We start from the raw sequence: 17,350 nt of genomic DNA on the forward strand, positions 1-17,350 counted from the left end.
CTCATGCATCCCGTCGATCGATCAAATCGGCCAGCCGGCCCCGATGCTCCCCCGGTGAACCAGTCAGCGCCAGCACCGAATTGGCCCGGCGCAGGTACAGGTGCGCCCAGTGCTCCCAGGTGACCGCGATGCCGCCGTGCAACTGCACGGTGGCCTTGGTGACCGCCAGCGCAGCCTTGCGGGCCAACACCGCAGCCACGGCCAGATCGATCTCGGTGCTGACCGCCTGCGGGTCGCTGCCCAGGTGCCAGGCCGCGCCGTAAACCGCCGAGCGGGCCAGTTCCACCGCGGCCAACAGATCCACCAGCCGATGCTTGACCGCCTGAAACGAACCGATGCTGCGGCCGAATTGGATTCGCTTGTCCACGTATTCGACCGTCCCGGTCAATGCGTGCTGGGCCACACCGAGCAGCTCGGCCGCAGTGACCAGGTCGACCCGGCGGGTCAGCGCGGCGCGCACCGCGGCGGCCTCGTCGCCGCGCAGCAGGATGGCCGGCTTGACGTTTCGCACCTCCAGCCGGCCCACCGGACGGGTCAGATCCAGCCCGGAGAACTCGGTCAGGCCGTCGGCGACATCGGTGAGCAGCGCGACCACGGGTGCGCCGTCGACGGTCCCGACCACGACGACGTCGTCGGCACCGGCGTTCCACACCGGGGCGGCCGCGACCGAGACGGCGCCGGCCGCATCGACGCTCAGGTGGGCACCCCACGCGGCGCCCACGGTGCGGGTGCCGTCGCGCAGCGGATCCAGCAGGGTGGGCGCGTCGACGCTCGCCGCCAGCACACCGGCTGCCACGCTGGGCAGCAGCGGGCCGCCGAACAGTGCCGCGCCGGCCTGCTCGGCCAGGATGGCCAGGTCGACCGCGGTGGCGGAGGCCCCCGGCTGGCCGGCGTCGAACACGATCTCGTCGGCGCCGACCTCGGAAAGCAGTTTGCGCCAGCCGGTTTCGCCCGGAGCGACGAAAAACTCGGTGAGCATCTCGCGCAGCGCGGTGTGTTCCTCGGTGAACGCGAACGCCACGGGGGCGGCCTCGCGGGTCAATTCGGCGGTGTCCATCAGGGCCTCCCAGCCGGCCGCATGACCGGCGTAGTGGCGCGGCGGGCCAGGTACTGATCTCGCAGCTGCCGCTTGTTCAGTTTTCCCATCACCGAACGCAGATCGAAGTCGACAAACTCGACCAGGTTCGGACATTTGTAGTGCGCCAGGCGATCCCGGGCCCAGGCCACCAGTTCGGCGGGGTCCAGGTTCGGGTCGTTGGCCTGCACCAGCGCGCACAACTGCTCGCCGAGGTCGGGGTGCGGGATGCCGATGACGGCGACGTCGACCACCCCCGGGTGCCGGCGCAGCACGGCCTCGGATTCGGCCGGGTAGACGTTGACGCCGCCGCTGACCACCATGTCCGAGGCGCGGTCGGTGAGGAACAGGTAGCCGTCGGCATCGAGGTAGCCGATCTCGCCGAGTGCGAACACGCCGTCGGCGACATAGCTGCGTCGGGTCTTCTCCGGATCCCCGTGATAGGTCGGGTGGTGTCCGACCAGGGATTGCACGCACACCAATCCCTCGGTGCCGGTGGGCAGTAGCTCGCCGTCGGCGGTGCGGATGGTCAATTCGTAGCCTGGCATGGCGCGGCCCACCGAACCCGGATGCTCCAGCCATTCCGCGGCGGTGATCAAGGTGACGGTGCCGGCTTCGGTGGAGCCGTAGGCCTCGATCAGGATCGGGCCGAACCACTCGATCATGGCGCGCTTGACCTCGACCGGGCAGGCCGCGCCGGTGTGCACGATGCTGCGCATGCTGCTGACGTCGTAGCGGTCACGAACCTCGGCCGGTAGTTGCAGCAGTCGGGAGAAGTGGGTGGGCACCATCATGGTGGCCTCGACGTGCTCGGCCTCGATGGTGGCCAGCACCTGCTCGGCGTCGAAGCGCGGCAGGATCACCAGGGGTTGGCCGGCCAGGATGCCGCGTACGCCGGCCATCGGCCCGGTGTGGTGCATCGGTGCGACCACCAGATGCTTGCCGGGGGTGCGGATCGGTGAATCGATGATCCGCTGCACGTATTCGACCATCGACGCGCCGCCGGGAAACATCTGATCCGGCAGTTCGACACCTTTGGGGTAGCCGGTGGTCCCGGAGGTGTAGTAGAGCGGTTTGGCCGGCGCGATGTCGGCCGACGGCTCGGTGTCGGGGTACTCGGCCAGCACGTTGTCCAACTCCGGCCAGGACAACACCTGCACGTCCGAATCGGCCGCGCGCACGGTGGCCGCGGCATCGGCGCTGCACAACACGGTGTGCACGGCGCCGTCCCGCAGGATGTAGCCGATCTCATCGGCGGTCAGGTGGTAGTTCACCGGCACCGTCGACAGTCCGGCGTAGGTGGTGGCCAGGTGCGCCAGCACCACGTGCACGCTGTTGGCGCCCAGCACCGCCACCCGGCTGCCGGCGGGGATGTCCTGCGCCAGCATCCAATTCACGGCTCGGTTTAGCCGTGAATTGAGCTGTGGCCAGGTCCATGCGGTGCTGCCGTCGGTGAGCGCGACCGCGTCGGGATCCAAACGAGCGTATTGCTCGATCGCATGAACCACGAAGGTTAGCCGTTCCGCGACAGGGCGTTCTTGGCCGCCGCGACGATGGCGTCTTCGCCGGGCACGAAGGCATCCTCGAGCACCTTGGCGAACGGGATCGGGGTGTTCGGGCCGGCCACCCGGGCCACCGGGGCGCCGAGCTCGCCGAACAGGTTCTCGGTGATCAGCGCGGACAGTTCGGCCCCGAACCCGTTGCGCCGCACCGCTTCGTGGACTACCACGGCGTGGCGGGTGCGGGCCACCGATTCCAGCACGGTCTTCTCGTCCAGTGGCACCAGCGAGCGCAGGTCGATCACTTCGGCCTCGATGCCGTCGGCGGCCAGTCGTTCGGCGGCAGCCAGGCTGGTGTGCACCTGGCGACCGTAGCTGATCAAGGTGATGTCCTGGCCCTCGCGCACGGTGGCCGCCGAGCCCAGCGGCACCACGTGGTGGCCGACCGGAACCGGCTGCGGCGGTGCGAAATACAGCAGACTCTGCTCGACGACCACCACCGGGTCGGGGTCGAAGATCGCGGCGGTGAGCAGACCCTTGGCGTCGGCCGGGTTGGACGGCACCACGACCTTGAGGCCGGGGACGTGGGTCAGCCAGGCTTCCAGCATCTCGGAATGCTGGGCACCGAACTGCATGCCGGCGCCGGCCGCGCAGCGGATGGTCAGCGGCACGGTGGTCTGCCCGCCCGACATGTAGCGCAGTTTGGCGGCGTGGTTGGACACCTGGTCCATGCACACGGCCAGGAAGTCCATCAGCATGATCTCGGCGACCGGTTTCATGCCGGCGATCGCGGCGCCCACGGCGGCACCGATGATGGCCTGCTCGCTGATCGGGGTGGCCCGCACCCGGTCGGTGCCGTACTTGGTGGACAGGCCCGCCGACACCTTGAACACGCCGCCACTGGGGTCGGCGATGTCCTCACCGAGCAGGAACACCGACGGGTCACGGCCCAGGGCATCGTCCAGCGCGCTGCCGAGCGCCTGGAAGCCGAGCATCGGGGTGGTTTCCACTGCTGTTGCTGTGCTTTCTGTGGTGGTCATGACCTCACACCTCTCCGTAGACGTCGGTCAGCAGCTCGGAGAGCTCGGGCACCGGGCTGGATTCGGCGAACACGAAGGCGTCTTGCACCTCGGCCTTCGCCTCGGCCTCGATGGCCTCGATCTCGGCCTCGGTGAGCACCTGGTCTTCGATCAGCCGGGCCCGCAGCCGCAGCACCGGGTCGTTACCGCGTTCGGCATCGAGTTCGCCCGGCTTCATGTACTCGTTCTGGTCCGACATCTGATGGCCGTAGAACCGGAAGGTCATGGCCTCCAACAGGGTTGGGCCTTCGCCCGCGCGGGCCCGCTCGATCGCGGTGCGCGCCGCGGTGTACATCGCCACCGGGTCGTTGCCGTCCACCCGGACGCCGGGCATCTTGTACGACGCGGCGCGGTCGGCCACCCGGTCCACGCTGGTGCCGTCCTCGAACGAGGTGTGCTCGGCGTAGCGGTTGTTGTGACACACGAACACCACCGGCAGCTTCCACAGCGCCGCGAGGTTGCACGCCTCATGGAACGCGCCGATGTTGGTCGCACCGTCGCCGAAGTTGACGATCGTGACCCGGTCGCTGCCCTGCAGCTGAGAGGCCAGCGCCAGACCGTTGGCGATCGGCAGTCCGCTGCCGACGATGCCGGTGGTGACCATCAGCCCGGAATCCGGGTGGGTGATATGCATCGGGCCACCCTTGCCCTTGCAGGTTCCGGTGGCTTTGCCGAAGAACTCGGCCCACAGCTCGCGCATCGGGACACCCTTGGCCAGGTGGTCGTGCAGACCGCGGTAGGTGGTGACCAGATAGTCGTCCGGGCGCAGCAGCGCGCCGACCGACGAGGACACGATCTCTTGGCCGCGCGGCGAGTAATACTGGGCGCTGACCTGGCCGGTCAGGATCAAGGAACGGAACTTCTCATCGCACACCTTGATCCGGGTGGCCGTCCGGAAAATCTGTGTCAGCTCGGTGAGCCCGAGGCCGATATCTGCCGTGGACGTCATCGACTCCCAATCTATTAGTCGGTTAGCTAATTAATTAGTAACACTCGTCACTATCGAGTGTCAATGCCGGACGAGCAGCCGGAGCTCGGCGCGGCACCATAGGTAGCAGCCGTCACTTTGTTAACATCGCGCGATGCGGCCCATCACCCGACGTGACGCCCTGCGCTATGCCGGTGCGACGACGGCGCTGGCCGGTTTGGGCGCGGCGTCGGCCGGCGTCGCGGCACCCACGGCGTCGGCCGCCGGGGCCACCCTGATCGATTTCGCGATGAAGCAGATCCCGGCCGCCGACATCCGCGCCGCCGGCCATTCCGGGGTGATCAACTACGTATCGACCTCGCGGCCGGGCTCGTCGTTCGGCGCCAAACCGATCACGCTTCCCTACGCCCGCTCCTTGCACGCCGCCGGACTGGTGATCGTCAGCAACTACCAGTACGGCAAGCCGGGTGGCACCGCACCGTCGGACTTCACCCGCGGGTTCGCCGGCGGCGTCGCCGACGCGCGCACCGGCTGGCAGCTGCACACCGCCGCCGGCGGCGGACAGACCGCGCCGATCTTCTTCAGCGTCGACGACGACATCGACCGCAACACCTGGAACAGCCAGGCGCTGCCCTGGTTTCGCGGGATCAACTCGGTGATCGGGGTGCTGCGCACCGGTATCTACGCCGGTGTGAACGTCTGCCAGTGGGCCCTCGAGGACGGCGTGATCGGCAACTCGAGCACCGCCGGGCGCAAGTGGATCTGGCAGACCCGGTCCTGGTCCGGCGGCAAGATCCACCCCGCGGCGGTGCTCTATCAGCGCATCATCGACACCGCATCAAATCCGGGACCGGTGGTCGGCGGCATCCGGGTCGACGTCAACGACGTGCTGGCCGCCGACTGCGGCCAGTGGAACCTGCATCCCTGAGGTCAGCGGCGCGGTGTTGTGGTGATGTGCACGTGGTCGTAGTGGCCGTAACCCGACCCGGCCGGGCCGCCCGGCGTGTAGTAGGTGCCGCGCCAGATCACATCCTGTAACCCGAACCGGCCGGCATTGGCGAGCGCATAGGCAAGGATCGCGTCGCCGAGCGCGATCCCCTCGGCAGTGTCGTGATTGGGGATCATGATGTCGATCGCCAGGCCGCTCGGATGCCACGGCAGCGAGTCCGGCCGGACCCCGCCGATGTGGGCGATCTGGGGGAATTGCGCGCTGACGGCGCGGGCGGCCAGCACGGTGTTGGGCTGCAACCCGGCCTCGGGGGCGACCCCGACGGGCAGCGCCTCGGCGATGTCGGGGGCGAGCGCGAACTGCGGGGCGGGCGCAACCAGCGCCGCTGCGTTGTTCACGATGTCCCGCTGCTGCGGTGTCAGCGCGGCGTACTGACCCTCGGCGGCCGAGATCTGGGTCAGCAGTTCCTTGACCTTGTCCTGCAGCTCGGCGCGCACCCGGTCGGCCTGTTCGGCGGCGGCCCGGGCGTCGGCGGCCGATTGCTCGGAGGCCGCCGCGGCCGCAGCCGCACGCGTCCGCGCCGAGCGTAGGTCCTCGATTTGGTGCGCGGTCTGCTGGGCGATCACGCGTTGCAGCGACAGATCGTCGATCAGCTGTTGCGGGGACTTCGCACTCAGTACCGCCGATAGCTGACCGGTGCCTCCGCGCATGTAGCTCACCATCGCCATCCGGTTGGCCGCCGACTGGCGCGGCCCCAGCTCGGCGTTGGCGGCCTCGAGCGCGGCCAGGTCGGCCCGGTGGCGTTCTTCGGTCGCGGTCTGCTCGGCGGTCTTGGCGTCGAAGTCCGCTTGGGCGGCGGTGAGAGCCTCGCGGGCCTGCAGCGCCTGTTGGGACAGTTCATCGAGTTTGGCCAGTGCGTCAGCCGCCGGTTCAGCGCCCACCTGGGTCATCGAGACGGACACCGCCACGCCCGCGGCCACGATGCAGCACACCGTTCGCTGTACGCAGCGGCGAATGTTGTTCATACCGGTAGTTCGGTCCTTAGATCTGCGAGGACCGATCGTGGCCCAGCTCTCTCGACTCCTCGGACAGGCTACGAACTGGTGTCGAGGATGTCCACCCGGCCGCCTCAGCGCGGCGGCGGAAAACCGCCGGTGGCGATCGGTCCCCAGTGCGTCGGGCTGACCCGGATCAGGCACTTGCCCTGGTCCCGCATCGCCTGCCGATATTCGTCCCAGTCCGAGTGTTCACCGGCGACCGCACGGAAGTATTCGACGAGCGGTTCGACGGCGTCGGGCAGCGTGATGACTTCCGCGTCCCCGTCGACCTGCAGGTAGGGACCGTTGAAGTCATCGGAGAGCACGACGACGCTGGCCCGCGGACGACGACTGAGGTTGACCGACTTGGCCCGCTGCGGGTAGCTCGCGATCACGATGCGTCCGGCGTCATCCAGGCCGCCGGTGACCGGGGAACTCTGCAGCGTCCCGTCGGCCCGGAAGGTAGTCAGAATCATCTTGTGCCGGGGCCGGACGAAGTCGAGCATCTCGTTCCGACCGACCCGGTCCGCGGTGGCGAATTTTCTGCTCATCGGACCACCGTACGGCCGGATCTCAGCTGCGGGGCGCGGCCAGCTCGCGCAGCGCGGACAGGAACAGTTCGTCCATCCGCGGCGACAACTCGGCCAGGGTCGCGGCGCCGGCGTGGCTGGCCGAACCGAACACCCGCTCGAGCGCGTCGACGTCGGTGTCGGTGCCGACCGACAGACACAGACATCCGACGCCGTCACGGCGCAGTTCGTCGAGCGCCCGGTGCGCGTCGGCTTCGGCGTAGCGGCCTTCGTAACCGTGGTCGTAGGGGTGGCCGTCGGAGAGCACCAGCAGCAGCCGGTTCGGGGTGCCGGCCTGCGTCGCGAGGATCTGCCCGGCGCCGCGGATGGCCGCGCCCAGCCGGGTGTAGTTCGAGGGCTGCAACCCGTGCAGCCGGGCCCGGCTCAGCGCGGTGAACCGCTGGTCGAACGTCTTGAGTGCGGGTAGGTGCACCGCGGATCGGCCCTTGGACCAGAAGGCGTAGACCGCGACCCGGTCACCGAGGTCTTCCAGGGTGGCGGCGATGGTGGCGGCCGCACGGCGCTGGTGGTCGTGCACCGCCAGACCGGCCGGGTCGGTGTCGGTCACCGAGCCCGAGGCGTCCAGCAGGATCAGCACGCCGAGGTTGCGGGCGATCTTGCGGTGTTCGGCGTAGATGTGTTCGTCCGGCGAAAAGCCCGACCGCAGATCCACCGACAGGTCGACCAGCGCCTCGATGTCCAGGTCGTCACCGTCGGGCCGGCGCCGCAGCGTCTTGAGACCCAATCCGATCCGGGACAACCGCCGGCGCAGCACCTCGTCGGGCACGATCCCGGCGGCCGCGACGTCGGCCGGCGCGGTGAACGGGTAGTCGATGACCCGGCACCACTCGGGTCGGTAGCGCTGGCGGTGTTCGTCCCATTCCGGGTGCAGCGCTCCCCCGACCCCGACGGCCGCGCCCGGGTTGGCCTCGTCGGTGAACCGGATCCGGGTGGGCAACGGGCGGGCCTGCGGACCCGGGGTGCGGCCCCGGCGCGCGGACCGGGCCCGCAGTTCGGCGCCGCCGGACTCGCTCTCCCCGGAACCCGACGAGCTGCCCAACAGTTTGCGCAGGAAGTCGCCCACCGCTTCGGAATTGAACAGCGGGTTGTCGAAGAGCCCGAGGATTTTGCTGCGCTGCGCCGGCCCGTCGTCGTCATCGTCGTCGGGGTCATCCGCGGAATCTTCTGCCGGGGCGGTGATCTCGAAGTGCAGATCCTGATCGGTGGCCGCGGCGGCCGCGGCGGCGGCGCCGCCGGTCAGCGCGGCCGGCTTGATCACACCGAACCATGGCGGCGGCTCGGCTATCCGGGTTCGGCTGCGCGCCAACCGCAGTGACTCGTCCGGGGACGCACTGGCCGGTGCGCCGTCGACACCGAGCACCGCGGCCAACGGCAACCGGTCGGCCAGTTCGGCCAGTACCCGATGGCCTTCGATCCCGAGATAGCGGCGGGCCAAGCCGGGACGTGCCCGCAGTTGCCGGACCAGAGCCGCGTCCAGGCTGCCGGCGCCGAGCAGGCCGGCCTGGATCAGCACTTCGCGGCGCTGCTGGTCCAGGGCGGCGTCGCGCGAGACGAAAATCGCCTGACCGTCGGTGTGGGCCGGCTGACCCGCGGCGGCTGCGGTGACGTCGAGTGCGCGCCCGGCCAGATAGCCGGCCAGTAGCTGCAGGCGCTGCGGCCCTTGGGATTCCGGGCCGGTCACGTCGCCGGCAGGATGGCGTCGACGAGCTCGCCGAGCGCGCCGATCACGTCGCGGTCATCGGACAGCGCTTCGACCACCGCGGCTTGCACCGCGCGCCGGACGGTGAGCCCCTCGGCGACCAGCCCACCGGCGAGCACCAGCATCCGGGTCGAGGACGCCTCGCGCAGCGGTGAGCCGTCGATATTGCGGATCGCGTTGCCGATCCGCACCAGCACCGCGGCGGTGTCGGCGTCGACACCGGCCTCGTGCGCGACGATCTCGGTTTCGACCTGCGGCGGCGGGAAATCCAGCTCGATAGCCACGAACCGCTGCCGGGTGGATTCCTTGATGTTCTTCAACACCGACTGATAACCCGGATTGTAGGAGATCACCAGCTGAAATCCGGGCGCGGCGGCCAACGTGGTACCGAGCCGGTCGATCGGCAGTTCCCGGCGGTGGTCGGCCAGCGGATGGATCACCACGGTAGTGTCCTGGCGCGCCTCGACCACCTCGTCCAGGTAGCAGATGCCGCCGGCCCGCACCGCGCGGGTCAACGGCCCGTCCACCCACACGGTTTCACCACCCTTGAGCAGGAACCGGCCCACCAGGTCGGCCGACGTCAGATCTTCGTGACCGGCGACGGTGACCAGTTCGCGGCCCAGTTCGTGTGCCATCGCCTCGACGAACCGGGTCTTGCCGCACCCGGTCGGACCCTTCAACAACACCGGCAGCCCGCGCCGGGCCGCGGCCCGGAACACCTGCACCTCGTCGCTCACCGGACGGTAGAACGGTGCGGCAGAAGTCATTTCGGCCGTGATCGTGCCGTTGTGTGTCGACATCGTCACTCCCGACCCTCGTGCGGTATCACCGGCGGCATGTCCACCCCGTCGGGCAGCACCAACTCGCCGTCGACGTTGATGTAGCCGGAGTGCCGGGTGGGTATCGGCAGCGAGGGATCCGGGCAGGGCCGGTCGGTGCCGTCACCGCACAGACCCGAGGTGAAGTAGGACCGCTTCTGCACGTCCTCGGGCCACGGATCGGCATGCGTGGCCATGAATTGCGCCGGGATGATGTAGAACACGAAGAACGAGGCGCTGACCGCGGCGAAGATCGCCAGGAACCGGACGAACTGCTGCTTGGCGAAACCACCGCGGACGTTGTCCAGTCCGCGTTCCACGACGGTGCGGCCGCGGTCGTCGGTGAAGAAGCGCAGGCAGCACAGCGCGGCCTGCACACCGCCCCACATGAATCCTTCGTAGATGGGCCACTGGTAGTAGGTGCCGGCGTTGATCGACAGCGACTGGATGGCGCCGGGGAAGGTGTACATCCCCAGCGGCATCAGGACCAAGCCCTCCATCACGAAGTCGAAGACGAAGCCGAAGGCGAACGCGACGCCGATCAGCCCCTTGGTGCCGAGGTTCGGCCAGCGCTGCTGGGCTTTGCGCATGACCCAGCAGCCCAGGATGGTGCACAGCAGCACACCGAAGGCGTAGCCGGAGACGTTGATACCCAACGGTTCTGCGACCTGGGCGCCGGGCCGCTCCGGGGACAGCCAGCCGGGGACGTGCGGGGCCCAGGAGCCCATGTTGAACGCCCACGCGTTGTACGTGCACCAGGTGTTGATGTAGTTCAGCAGCGGATCCTGGAAGAAGAACAACCCGGTGGACACCATGATCATGCCGTCCAACGTGATCCGCCGCTCGCGCCGCCACGGCCGGATGATGAACCACCAGATCGCCACCGGGAACAGCGCCGGCGACCCGATCTGCCAGAGCATCAACGCCACTTTCATGAACGTCGGCGGCTCGGTCGGGCCGGGATCGACCGGGGTGAAGTAGGGGCCGGTGATCCAGCGGATCCAGACGTAGATCTGCAAGGCCAGGATCAGGCCGCCGGCGGTGGCCCAGATCTTGACCCGTCGCGCCGACGGCGCCGGGGTGGCGCCGAGCTGACCGACGGTGCTCAACGACTCGGACTTCGAAGGTTTCTGGTTCCCCAACTCGCTCACAGAGGGTCAATATACTCATGAGTATCTGAGTGACTCAATAGATTTTCAGATACTTGTGGCAGACTCGTTGACATGACCCAGCGGTGGACCCGGGAGCGCCGGCTCGAACACACCCGCTCCCTGCTGTTGGATGCGGCCGAAACGGTGTTCGGCGAAAAGGGCTTCACGGCAGCGACTCTCGATGACATCGCCTACGCCGCGGGCTACACCAAGGGCGCGATCTACAAACATTTCGCCACCAAGGAGGACCTGTTCCTGGCGGTCAGCGACCGCTACTGGCGCCGGTATTTCGACAGCTTCGCCGAGGTGATGGCGTCGGCGAACCGGGTGGGGGCGCACGAACTCGACCAGATCGCCGAGCGCTGGCGCCAACTGAGCATCGACCGCGGTGCCCAGCAGGCCGCGCTCGGGCTGGAGTTCATGCTGTATCTGCACCGCAACCCAGAGGCCCGGGAGCGGGTGGCGGCCAAACGCTCCGAGGTGGTCGACAAACTCGCCGAGTTCATCGTCGAATCCATGGCCAAGCTCGGCGCCACGCTGTCGATCCCACCGCTGACCTTCGCCGAAACCTTGGTGGCCACCAGCGACTCGGTGATCCTGGGCAGTCAGCTCGACGGCATCGACCTGTACCGGCCGGTGATCGAGATGTACACCTCGGTGATCAAACTGCCGGACTAGGTTCGGGCACACCGCCGGGGCGAACCAAGCTGTACCCGCTGCAGTACGGTATCGTACTGTCAGTTGCCCGCGGAAGGACTTTGGCCAGCATGGACGTCGCTGAGTTGCTCGACTCGATTCCCACCGACTGCTACATCGACGGCAAATGGCGCCAGGCCTTCGACGGTGCGACCTTCGAGGTGTTGAACCCGGCCACCGGCGCCGCGCTCACCGAGGTGGCCGACGCCGCCGACGCCGACGCAACCGCCGCGCTGGCCGCCGCGGCCGCCGCGCAGTCGGGTTGGGCGGGCACCTCGGCCCGGCAGCGCGCCGACCTGCTGACGGCGGCGTATCACGAACTGGTCGCCCACACCGAGGAATTCGCCTGGCTGATCACGTTGGAGATGGGCAAGCCGGTGGCCGAGTCCCGCGGTGAGGTGAACTACGCCGCGCAGTTCCTGCGCTGGTTCGCCGAGCAGGCCGTGCGGGTCTCCGGCGAGTTCCGCGAGACCCCGGAGGACGACGCGCGCATCCTGACCCTGCGCCAGCCGGTCGGCCCCAGCCTGCTGATCGCGCCGTGGAACTTCCCGCTGGCCATGATCACCCGCAAGATCGGCCCGGCCCTGGCCGCCGGCTGCACCAGCGTGATCAAGCCGGCCGAGGACGCACCGCTGTCCAGCCTGCTGCTGACCAAGGTGCTGCACGACATCGGTGTGCCGGCCGGGGTGGTCAATGTGCTCCCGACCAGCCGGCCGGCGCAGATCAGCACTCCCCTGCTGGCCGATCCGCGGCTGCGCAAGCTGTCGTTCACCGGCTCCACCCCGGTGGGCCGCACCCTGCTCGGCGGGGCCGCGCAGAACGTCATCCGCACCTCGATGGAACTCGGTGGCAACTCCGCGTTCCTGGTGTTCGACGACGCCGACCTGGACCAGGCCGTGGACGGCGCGATGCTGGCCAAGTTCCGCAACGGGGGCCAGTCCTGCGTGGCCGCCAACCGGTTCCTGGTGCAGTCCGGTATCGCCGAGTCGTTCACCGAGGCGCTGCTGCAACGGGTTTCGGCCATCCGCACCGGAGCGGGCACCGACGACGGGGTGGACCTGGGACCGATGATCAACGCCCGGCAGCGCGCCCGGGTGCACGACCTGGTGCAGGACGCGGTGGCCGCCGGTGCCCGGCTGCGGCTCGGCGGCGAGCTGCCCGACGGGCCCGGATTCGGCTACCCGGCCACGGTGTTGTCCGAGGTGCCCGCCGATTGCCGGCTCAGCCGCGAGGAGATCTTCGGGCCGGTGGTGTCGATCGCGACCTTCGACACCGAGCAACAGGCCGTCGAGTTGAGCAATGCCACCGAGTACGGCCTGGTGAACTACCTGTTCACCAACGACGTGCGGCGCACGCTGCGGGTCTCCGAGGCGTTGCAGGCCGGCATGATCGGGATCAACCGCGGCCTGGTGTCCAACGCCGCCGCACCGTTCGGCGGGGTCAAGCAGTCCGGACTGGGCCGCGAGGGCGGCTTCGAAGGGATCGCCGAGTACCTGGAGGTCAAGTACCTCGCACTGGACGCTCGCTGACCGAATCGGATTCCAACAGCAAGCGGTCGAACAGCGCGGTCATCGCGTCCATCGCCGCAACATCGGTGGACGCCGCCGCATGCGCGAAGCCGTCGACCACGGCGCTGATCATCCCGGCGACTGCGACCGGGTCCAGATCGGCCGGAATCAACCCGCCTTGCTGGCCGGCCGAAACACGCTGCGCCAGCGTGCCGGCGATCCGCTCGGCCTGTTTGCCGAACGCCTCGGTCAACTCGGGGTGCCGGCGGGCGTCGATGGGTGCGGTGGCCACGAACCCGGCCAGTTCCGGGGAGGCGTGGTTGATCCGCATCGACTCGTCGAGCACGGTGCGCAGTAGGCCCCGCACCGAGTGCGCGCCGGCCAGTGCCTCACTGGAGGCCGCGATGATCTTGCCGTACACGTACTCGCACACCGCGTCGAAAAGCTTGCTCTTGGAACCGAAGTGGTAGTAGACCGAGCCGGCGGTCACCCCGGCCATGTCGGCGATCAGGCCATTGGTCGCCGGTCCGTAGCCGTACTGCGCAAAGCAGCGGCAGGCCGCCTCCAGGACTCGCCGCCGGGTGTCTCCGCTGTCGGTTCCGGCCGGTCTCCCCGGTCCGGCCTTGGGCGTGTCGGTCATCCGACCATCATCACCCACGGCCGCACCGGCGCGGGAGGCAACCGTCATCGGGCGATGTACCGATCGAGATCCTGGTGGAACTGCCGGATCCGGACCTCCTGGTAATTGGCCAGCGTCACGCCGGGTTTGGTCATCGACCGCAGCCCGCGCTGCACCTTCGGCAAGTTGGACAGGTCCTGGTTGAACACTGCGCACAACCCGCCGAGTTCGGGGGCGGCGTTGTAGTCCTCGTCCGCGGCCAGCCAGTGCGCCGGCGGCGCCTTGGGCTTGGGCACTCCGGCCGGCAGCGGAACCATCAGCCAGATGTCGAAGATGCAGCGGTGCGGGTCGTTGCCGTAGGGCCGGAACCGGTAGGTCAGCGGGGCGCCGACGCCGGCCCAGGGCACCATGTTCGGGAAGACGAAATACTGGATGGCGTCCAGGATCTCCGAGTCGCTGGTCCCGGACAGGTCCGCGCCGGTGCTCTGCGCCAGGTTCTCGCGCATCGCGGCGGCCACGATCGGGCGGGCCGACTGGCCCTCGGGCACCTCGAATGCGCCGACGCCCTCGGGAAAGAAGTCCCGGAACATCGCGTCCAGCACGTCCTGGGGTTCCAGGTCTTCCAGATGCGGGCTGCTGGTGGCCTGCGGTGTGATCATCCGGTTGAACCCGGGCAGCCCGTCGGTGCGGGTGTACACGTCGTACTGGGTGTTGGCGTCACCGAGGTACTCCAGCAGCTGCGGATGCGTCGCGATCACGTGGTAGGACTCCAGGAAGGCCTCCATGCCGACCTTCCAGTTGCAGTCGATCACCTTGGCCACGTGGATCGCCTTGAACCGGTTCTCCAGGTGGAACGGCGCGAAGTGCTTCTCCAGATCGCCGAGGTAGTCGGTCAGCGGGCCGGCCTCCGGGTCGGGGTTGACGAACACGAACCCGGCCCACAACCCGGTTTGGGCCTGCGGCAGCGCGAATTTGGCGTCGTCGAGATGGCCGAAATCCCAGCGGCCCGGCACGTCGGTCAGGTCGCCTTCCAAGCTCCAGGTGAAACCGTGGAACGGGCAACGCAATTGGTTGGCCCGGCCGGCGTCGTCGCACAGCCGGGTGCCGCGGTGCAGGCAGGAGTTGTGGAACGCCTTGATCTCGCCGGCCGCGGTGCGCAGCACGATCAGCGACATGTCGGCCAGGTCGTAGACCACGAAGTCGCCGGGTTCAGGGATGTCCTCCTCGCGACAGGCCAACTGCCAGACCTTCTTCCAGACCTTCTCCACCTCGAGTTGGTGGAACTCCTGGGTCAGGTAGCGGTCCTTGTCGATGTCCTCGGAGCCGAGGAACGCCGCGGACTCCTCGAGCAGCGGCGCCGGCACCTCGCGGGTGTCGGTGGCCAACAGGCTCTGTACCGAAGGTCCGGGCGCACCCGGGAAGTCCGGGTTCGAGGCGCTGTCCTTGGTGTCGGCGATGTCGGTCACTGTGGCCTCCTCGTTGGCTGTGCTTGTGCTCTGCTGCCGGTCACGCGGTGGCCCCGGCCAGACTCTCGATGTAGCGCTGGACGGCGGTGCCCAGGAACGCCGAACCGTTGATGCCCCAGCCGCCGTCGACGTAGAGCGCCTGGCCGGTGATGTAGCTCGCGCGCGGCGAGGCCAGGAACGCCACCGCCTCGGCGACGTCTCCCGGCTCACCGATCCGGCCCAGCGGGAACGACTCGGCGATCGCCGTGCGCAATCCGGGGTCGGCGAATTCGCCTGCCGTGCCGTCGGTGAGCACCAGACCCGGCCCGACCGCGTTGACCCGGATGCCGCGCGGCGCGTACTCGGCGGCCATCTGCTTGGTCAGCGCCACCAGCGCAGCTTTGGACGCCGGGTAGATGCCGCGTCCCACGCCGCCGAGTTCGGCCAGCACCGAGGTCAGGTTCACGATCGCAGCACCGGCGCCGAATTTCGGTGACAGCGCGCTGGTGACCAACCAGGTGCCCAGCACGTTGACCTTCAACACGGCGTCGACGTCCTCGACCGCACTGTCGTCCAGGCTGGTGGATCGCCAGATGCCGGCGTTGTTGACCAGCACGTCGACCTGCTCGACGGCGTCGGCCAGGGCGGCTACCGAATCGCGCGCGGTGACGTCGCAGGCAACGGATCGGCCGCCGACCGCGGCGGCCACCTCGGCGGCCGCGTCGGCGTCCACGTCGACCACGACGACGTCGGCGCCGTCGGCCGCGAGTCGCTCGGCGATCGCGCGCCCAATACCCTTGCCGGCCCCCGTCACCACAGCTGTTGGCACGCTCGCCCACCCTCCTCGCCGGTTCGCACCAGCACTTGATTATGACCTACCTCACTATTATATTGGTCCACCAATTAGTCAAGCAATCAGGACCACGCACCACACCGCAGTCCGCATTCGAAACTGGAGACGGCCTTGACCGACACCGCCACCCCGCCCGCCAGCTGCCCCGTGTCGTCCTTCGACCCGCTGGACCCGCAGACCATGCAGCAGCCTTTCCCCTGGTACCAGGCGCTGCGCAAGGACGAGCCGGTGCACTTCGTAGCCGAGCGGGGCATGTGGTTCGTCACCTCCCGGGAGCTGGTGAGCGAGGCGCTGACCAACCACGAGGTGTTCTCCTCGGCGTTCGGGCTGCCGCAGATGCCGCCGCCGGAGTCGGTCGCCAACGAAGTCGCAGAGCTCACCGCGCAGGGCTGGGACATGATCCCGACGTTGCTGACCGCTGATCCGCCGGATCACCACTACTACCGCCGGATGGTGGCCCGCGCCTTCACGCCGCGCTTCGTGGCCCAGCGCGAGCCGGCCATCCGCGAGATCGTGCGCGAGTTGCTCGACCAACTGCCCACCGACGAGCCGGTGGAGATCGTCGAACACTTCGCGGCTCCGCTGCCGCTGCGGATCATCGCCCAGGCGCTCAACGTGCCGGACGACCGGATCGACGACTTCCGGCGCTGGTCGGATCAGTTCGCGTTGACCATCGGAGCCGAGATCGACGCCGACGGCGCGCTCGAGCAGGCCCGCAGCCTGCTGGAGTACCAGCGCTACTTCGCCGCCGAGCTGGATGCGCGGCGCACCGACCCGCAGGACGACCTGATCACCGGCCTGGTGCAGGCCTCGATGGCCAACGACGACGAGCCACTGACCACCGGCGCCGCGCTGAGCATCCTGCAGCAGATCCTGATCGCCGGGAACGAGACCTCGCGCAAGCTGATGACCGGCACGCTGCACCAACTGGCGCTGAACCCCAAGTGGTGGGACTGGTTGCAGGAAGATCCGGTCAAGCACGCCGAGTTGCTGGTCGAAGAGGCGCTGCGGTTCCTCACCCCGGTGCAGTCGATGTTCCGGATCACCAAGGCCGAGGCCAAGCTCGGCGAGTACACCATCCCGGCCGGCTCGCTGGTGGTGCTGGTGTTCGGCTCGGCCAACCGCGACGAAGCCCAGTACGACGACGGCGAGGAGTTCAACCCGCTGCGCCCGAACGCCAAGACACACCTGGCCTTCGGCCAGGGCATCCACGCCTGCCTGGGCGCGCCGCTGGCCCGGCTGCAGGCCGTGATCGCACTGGCCGAGATCGCCAACCGCTACCGCGGCATCGCGCTGGCCGAGGAGAACGACTTCGAGTACGAGCCCAGCTTCATGCTGCGCGGCATGAAGCAACTGAACCTGATCTTCCAAGCCCGTTGACGACATTGGGAGATGGTCTGCCGG

At 68.6% G+C, this 17,350-nt stretch carries 16 protein-coding genes; 4 read left to right on the forward strand and 12 right to left on the reverse strand.

What is annotated here, in order from left to right; all coding sequences use genetic code 11:
• Position 1 precedes the first annotated feature (1 nt).
• The 4 genes from AC5Y3P_RS10155 to AC5Y3P_RS10170 are packed head-to-tail and all read right to left on the reverse strand — an operon-like array spanning position 2 to position 4,602.
• Positions 2-1,057, reverse strand: coding sequence for an acyl-CoA dehydrogenase family protein (locus tag AC5Y3P_RS10155; RefSeq protein ID WP_500045766.1), 1,056 nt, complete (start codon positions 1,055-1,057; stop codon positions 2-4).
• Positions 1,057-2,583 (reverse strand): AMP-binding protein, encoded by a 1,527-nt coding sequence (locus AC5Y3P_RS10160; RefSeq protein WP_500045767.1) that lies wholly within the window; start codon positions 2,581-2,583, stop codon positions 1,057-1,059. The genes AC5Y3P_RS10155 and AC5Y3P_RS10160 overlap by 1 nt, the downstream gene beginning before the upstream one ends.
• Positions 2,584-2,588: 5 nt before the next feature.
• A complete protein-coding gene (locus tag AC5Y3P_RS10165; RefSeq protein ID WP_500045768.1) occupies positions 2,589-3,614 on the reverse strand; it encodes an alpha-ketoacid dehydrogenase subunit beta in 1,026 nt (341 codons plus the stop codon).
• A gap of 4 nt (positions 3,615-3,618) precedes the next feature.
• Complete coding sequence (locus tag AC5Y3P_RS10170; RefSeq protein WP_500045769.1) at positions 3,619-4,602, reverse strand: thiamine pyrophosphate-dependent dehydrogenase E1 component subunit alpha; 984 nt, start codon at positions 4,600-4,602, stop codon at positions 3,619-3,621.
• A gap of 133 nt (positions 4,603-4,735) precedes the next feature.
• On the opposite strand from AC5Y3P_RS10170, the gene AC5Y3P_RS10175 reads away from it, so the two are divergent.
• A complete protein-coding gene (locus AC5Y3P_RS10175; protein ID WP_500045770.1) occupies positions 4,736-5,509 on the forward strand; it encodes a DUF1906 domain-containing protein in 774 nt (257 codons plus the stop codon).
• Positions 5,510-5,511: 2 nt separating this feature from the next.
• On the opposite strand, the gene AC5Y3P_RS10180 is transcribed toward AC5Y3P_RS10175, so the two are convergent.
• The 5 genes from AC5Y3P_RS10180 to AC5Y3P_RS10200 form a co-directional block, all read right to left on the reverse strand.
• Positions 5,512-6,555 carry a coiled-coil domain-containing protein gene (locus tag AC5Y3P_RS10180; protein ID WP_500045771.1) on the reverse strand — a complete coding sequence of 348 codons (1,044 nt, stop codon included), beginning with the start codon at positions 6,553-6,555 and terminating at the stop codon, positions 5,512-5,514.
• 104 nt (positions 6,556-6,659) lie between these two features.
• Positions 6,660-7,118 carry a PPOX class F420-dependent oxidoreductase gene (locus AC5Y3P_RS10185; protein WP_500045772.1) on the reverse strand — a complete coding sequence of 153 codons (459 nt, stop codon included), beginning with the start codon at positions 7,116-7,118 and terminating at the stop codon, positions 6,660-6,662.
• Between the two features lie 22 nt (positions 7,119-7,140).
• Positions 7,141-8,838, reverse strand: a complete 1,698-nt coding sequence (locus tag AC5Y3P_RS10190) for a nitric oxide reductase activation protein NorD (RefSeq protein WP_500045773.1) — start codon at positions 8,836-8,838, stop codon at positions 7,141-7,143.
• A complete protein-coding gene (locus AC5Y3P_RS10195) occupies positions 8,835-9,623 on the reverse strand; it encodes a CbbQ/NirQ/NorQ/GpvN family protein (protein WP_500045774.1) in 789 nt (262 codons plus the stop codon). The genes AC5Y3P_RS10190 and AC5Y3P_RS10195 overlap by 4 nt, the downstream gene beginning before the upstream one ends.
• A gap of 35 nt (positions 9,624-9,658) precedes the next feature.
• Positions 9,659-10,825: a spirocyclase AveC family protein gene (locus AC5Y3P_RS10200; protein WP_500045775.1), complete on the reverse strand. Its 1,167-nt coding sequence runs from the start codon at positions 10,823-10,825 to the stop codon at positions 9,659-9,661.
• Between the two features lie 72 nt (positions 10,826-10,897).
• Here AC5Y3P_RS10200 and AC5Y3P_RS10205 point away from each other — a divergent pair, with 72 nt between their 5' ends.
• On the forward strand, positions 10,898-11,503 hold the full coding sequence (locus AC5Y3P_RS10205) for a TetR/AcrR family transcriptional regulator (RefSeq protein ID WP_500045776.1): 606 nt from the start codon (positions 10,898-10,900) through the stop codon (positions 11,501-11,503).
• Positions 11,504-11,592: 89 nt separating this feature from the next.
• Positions 11,593-13,050, forward strand: coding sequence for an NAD-dependent succinate-semialdehyde dehydrogenase (locus tag AC5Y3P_RS10210; protein ID WP_500045777.1), 1,458 nt, complete (start codon positions 11,593-11,595; stop codon positions 13,048-13,050).
• Here the strand turns inward: AC5Y3P_RS10210 and AC5Y3P_RS10215 are convergent.
• From AC5Y3P_RS10215 to AC5Y3P_RS10225, 3 genes are read right to left on the reverse strand one after another with little or no spacing between them, the layout of a single operon-like run.
• A complete protein-coding gene (locus tag AC5Y3P_RS10215; protein WP_500045778.1) occupies positions 13,022-13,669 on the reverse strand; it encodes a TetR/AcrR family transcriptional regulator in 648 nt (215 codons plus the stop codon). The two genes, AC5Y3P_RS10210 and AC5Y3P_RS10215, sit on opposite strands and share 29 nt — an antisense overlap.
• A gap of 44 nt (positions 13,670-13,713) precedes the next feature.
• Positions 13,714-15,114, reverse strand: a complete 1,401-nt coding sequence (locus AC5Y3P_RS10220) for an aromatic ring-hydroxylating oxygenase subunit alpha (protein ID WP_500045779.1) — start codon at positions 15,112-15,114, stop codon at positions 13,714-13,716.
• A 40-nt stretch (positions 15,115-15,154) separates the two neighbouring features.
• On the reverse strand, positions 15,155-15,922 hold the full coding sequence (locus tag AC5Y3P_RS10225) for an SDR family NAD(P)-dependent oxidoreductase (RefSeq protein ID WP_500045780.1): 768 nt from the start codon (positions 15,920-15,922) through the stop codon (positions 15,155-15,157).
• A 135-nt stretch (positions 15,923-16,057) separates the two neighbouring features.
• Here AC5Y3P_RS10225 and AC5Y3P_RS10230 point away from each other — a divergent pair, with 135 nt between their 5' ends.
• On the forward strand, positions 16,058-17,326 hold the full coding sequence (locus AC5Y3P_RS10230) for a cytochrome P450 (protein WP_500045781.1): 1,269 nt from the start codon (positions 16,058-16,060) through the stop codon (positions 17,324-17,326).
• Positions 17,327-17,350 lie beyond the last annotated feature (24 nt).

This window comes from Mycobacterium sp. NGS45, assembly GCF_059812645.1.

Excerpts from the sequence above, each read along its gene's own strand:
- AC5Y3P_RS10215 (WP_500045778.1), bottom strand. The coding sequence starts at position 13,669 with ATGACCGACACGCCCAAGGCCGGACCGGGGAGACCGGCCGGAACCGAC.
- AC5Y3P_RS10180 (WP_500045771.1), bottom strand. The coding sequence starts at position 6,555 with ATGAACAACATTCGCCGCTGCGTACAGCGAACGGTGTGCTGCATCGTG.
- AC5Y3P_RS10195 (WP_500045774.1), bottom strand. The coding sequence starts at position 9,623 with ATGACTTCTGCCGCACCGTTCTACCGTCCGGTGAGCGACGAGGTGCAG.
- AC5Y3P_RS10170 (WP_500045769.1), bottom strand. The coding sequence starts at position 4,602 with ATGACGTCCACGGCAGATATCGGCCTCGGGCTCACCGAGCTGACACAG.
- AC5Y3P_RS10205 (WP_500045776.1), top strand. The coding sequence starts at position 10,898 with ATGACCCAGCGGTGGACCCGGGAGCGCCGGCTCGAACACACCCGCTCC.
- AC5Y3P_RS10185 (WP_500045772.1), bottom strand. The coding sequence starts at position 7,118 with ATGAGCAGAAAATTCGCCACCGCGGACCGGGTCGGTCGGAACGAGATG.
- AC5Y3P_RS10175 (WP_500045770.1), top strand. The coding sequence starts at position 4,736 with ATGCGGCCCATCACCCGACGTGACGCCCTGCGCTATGCCGGTGCGACG.
- AC5Y3P_RS10165 (WP_500045768.1), bottom strand. The coding sequence starts at position 3,614 with ATGACCACCACAGAAAGCACAGCAACAGCAGTGGAAACCACCCCGATG.
- AC5Y3P_RS10210 (WP_500045777.1), top strand. The coding sequence starts at position 11,593 with ATGGACGTCGCTGAGTTGCTCGACTCGATTCCCACCGACTGCTACATC.
- AC5Y3P_RS10155 (WP_500045766.1), bottom strand. The coding sequence starts at position 1,057 with ATGGACACCGCCGAATTGACCCGCGAGGCCGCCCCCGTGGCGTTCGCG.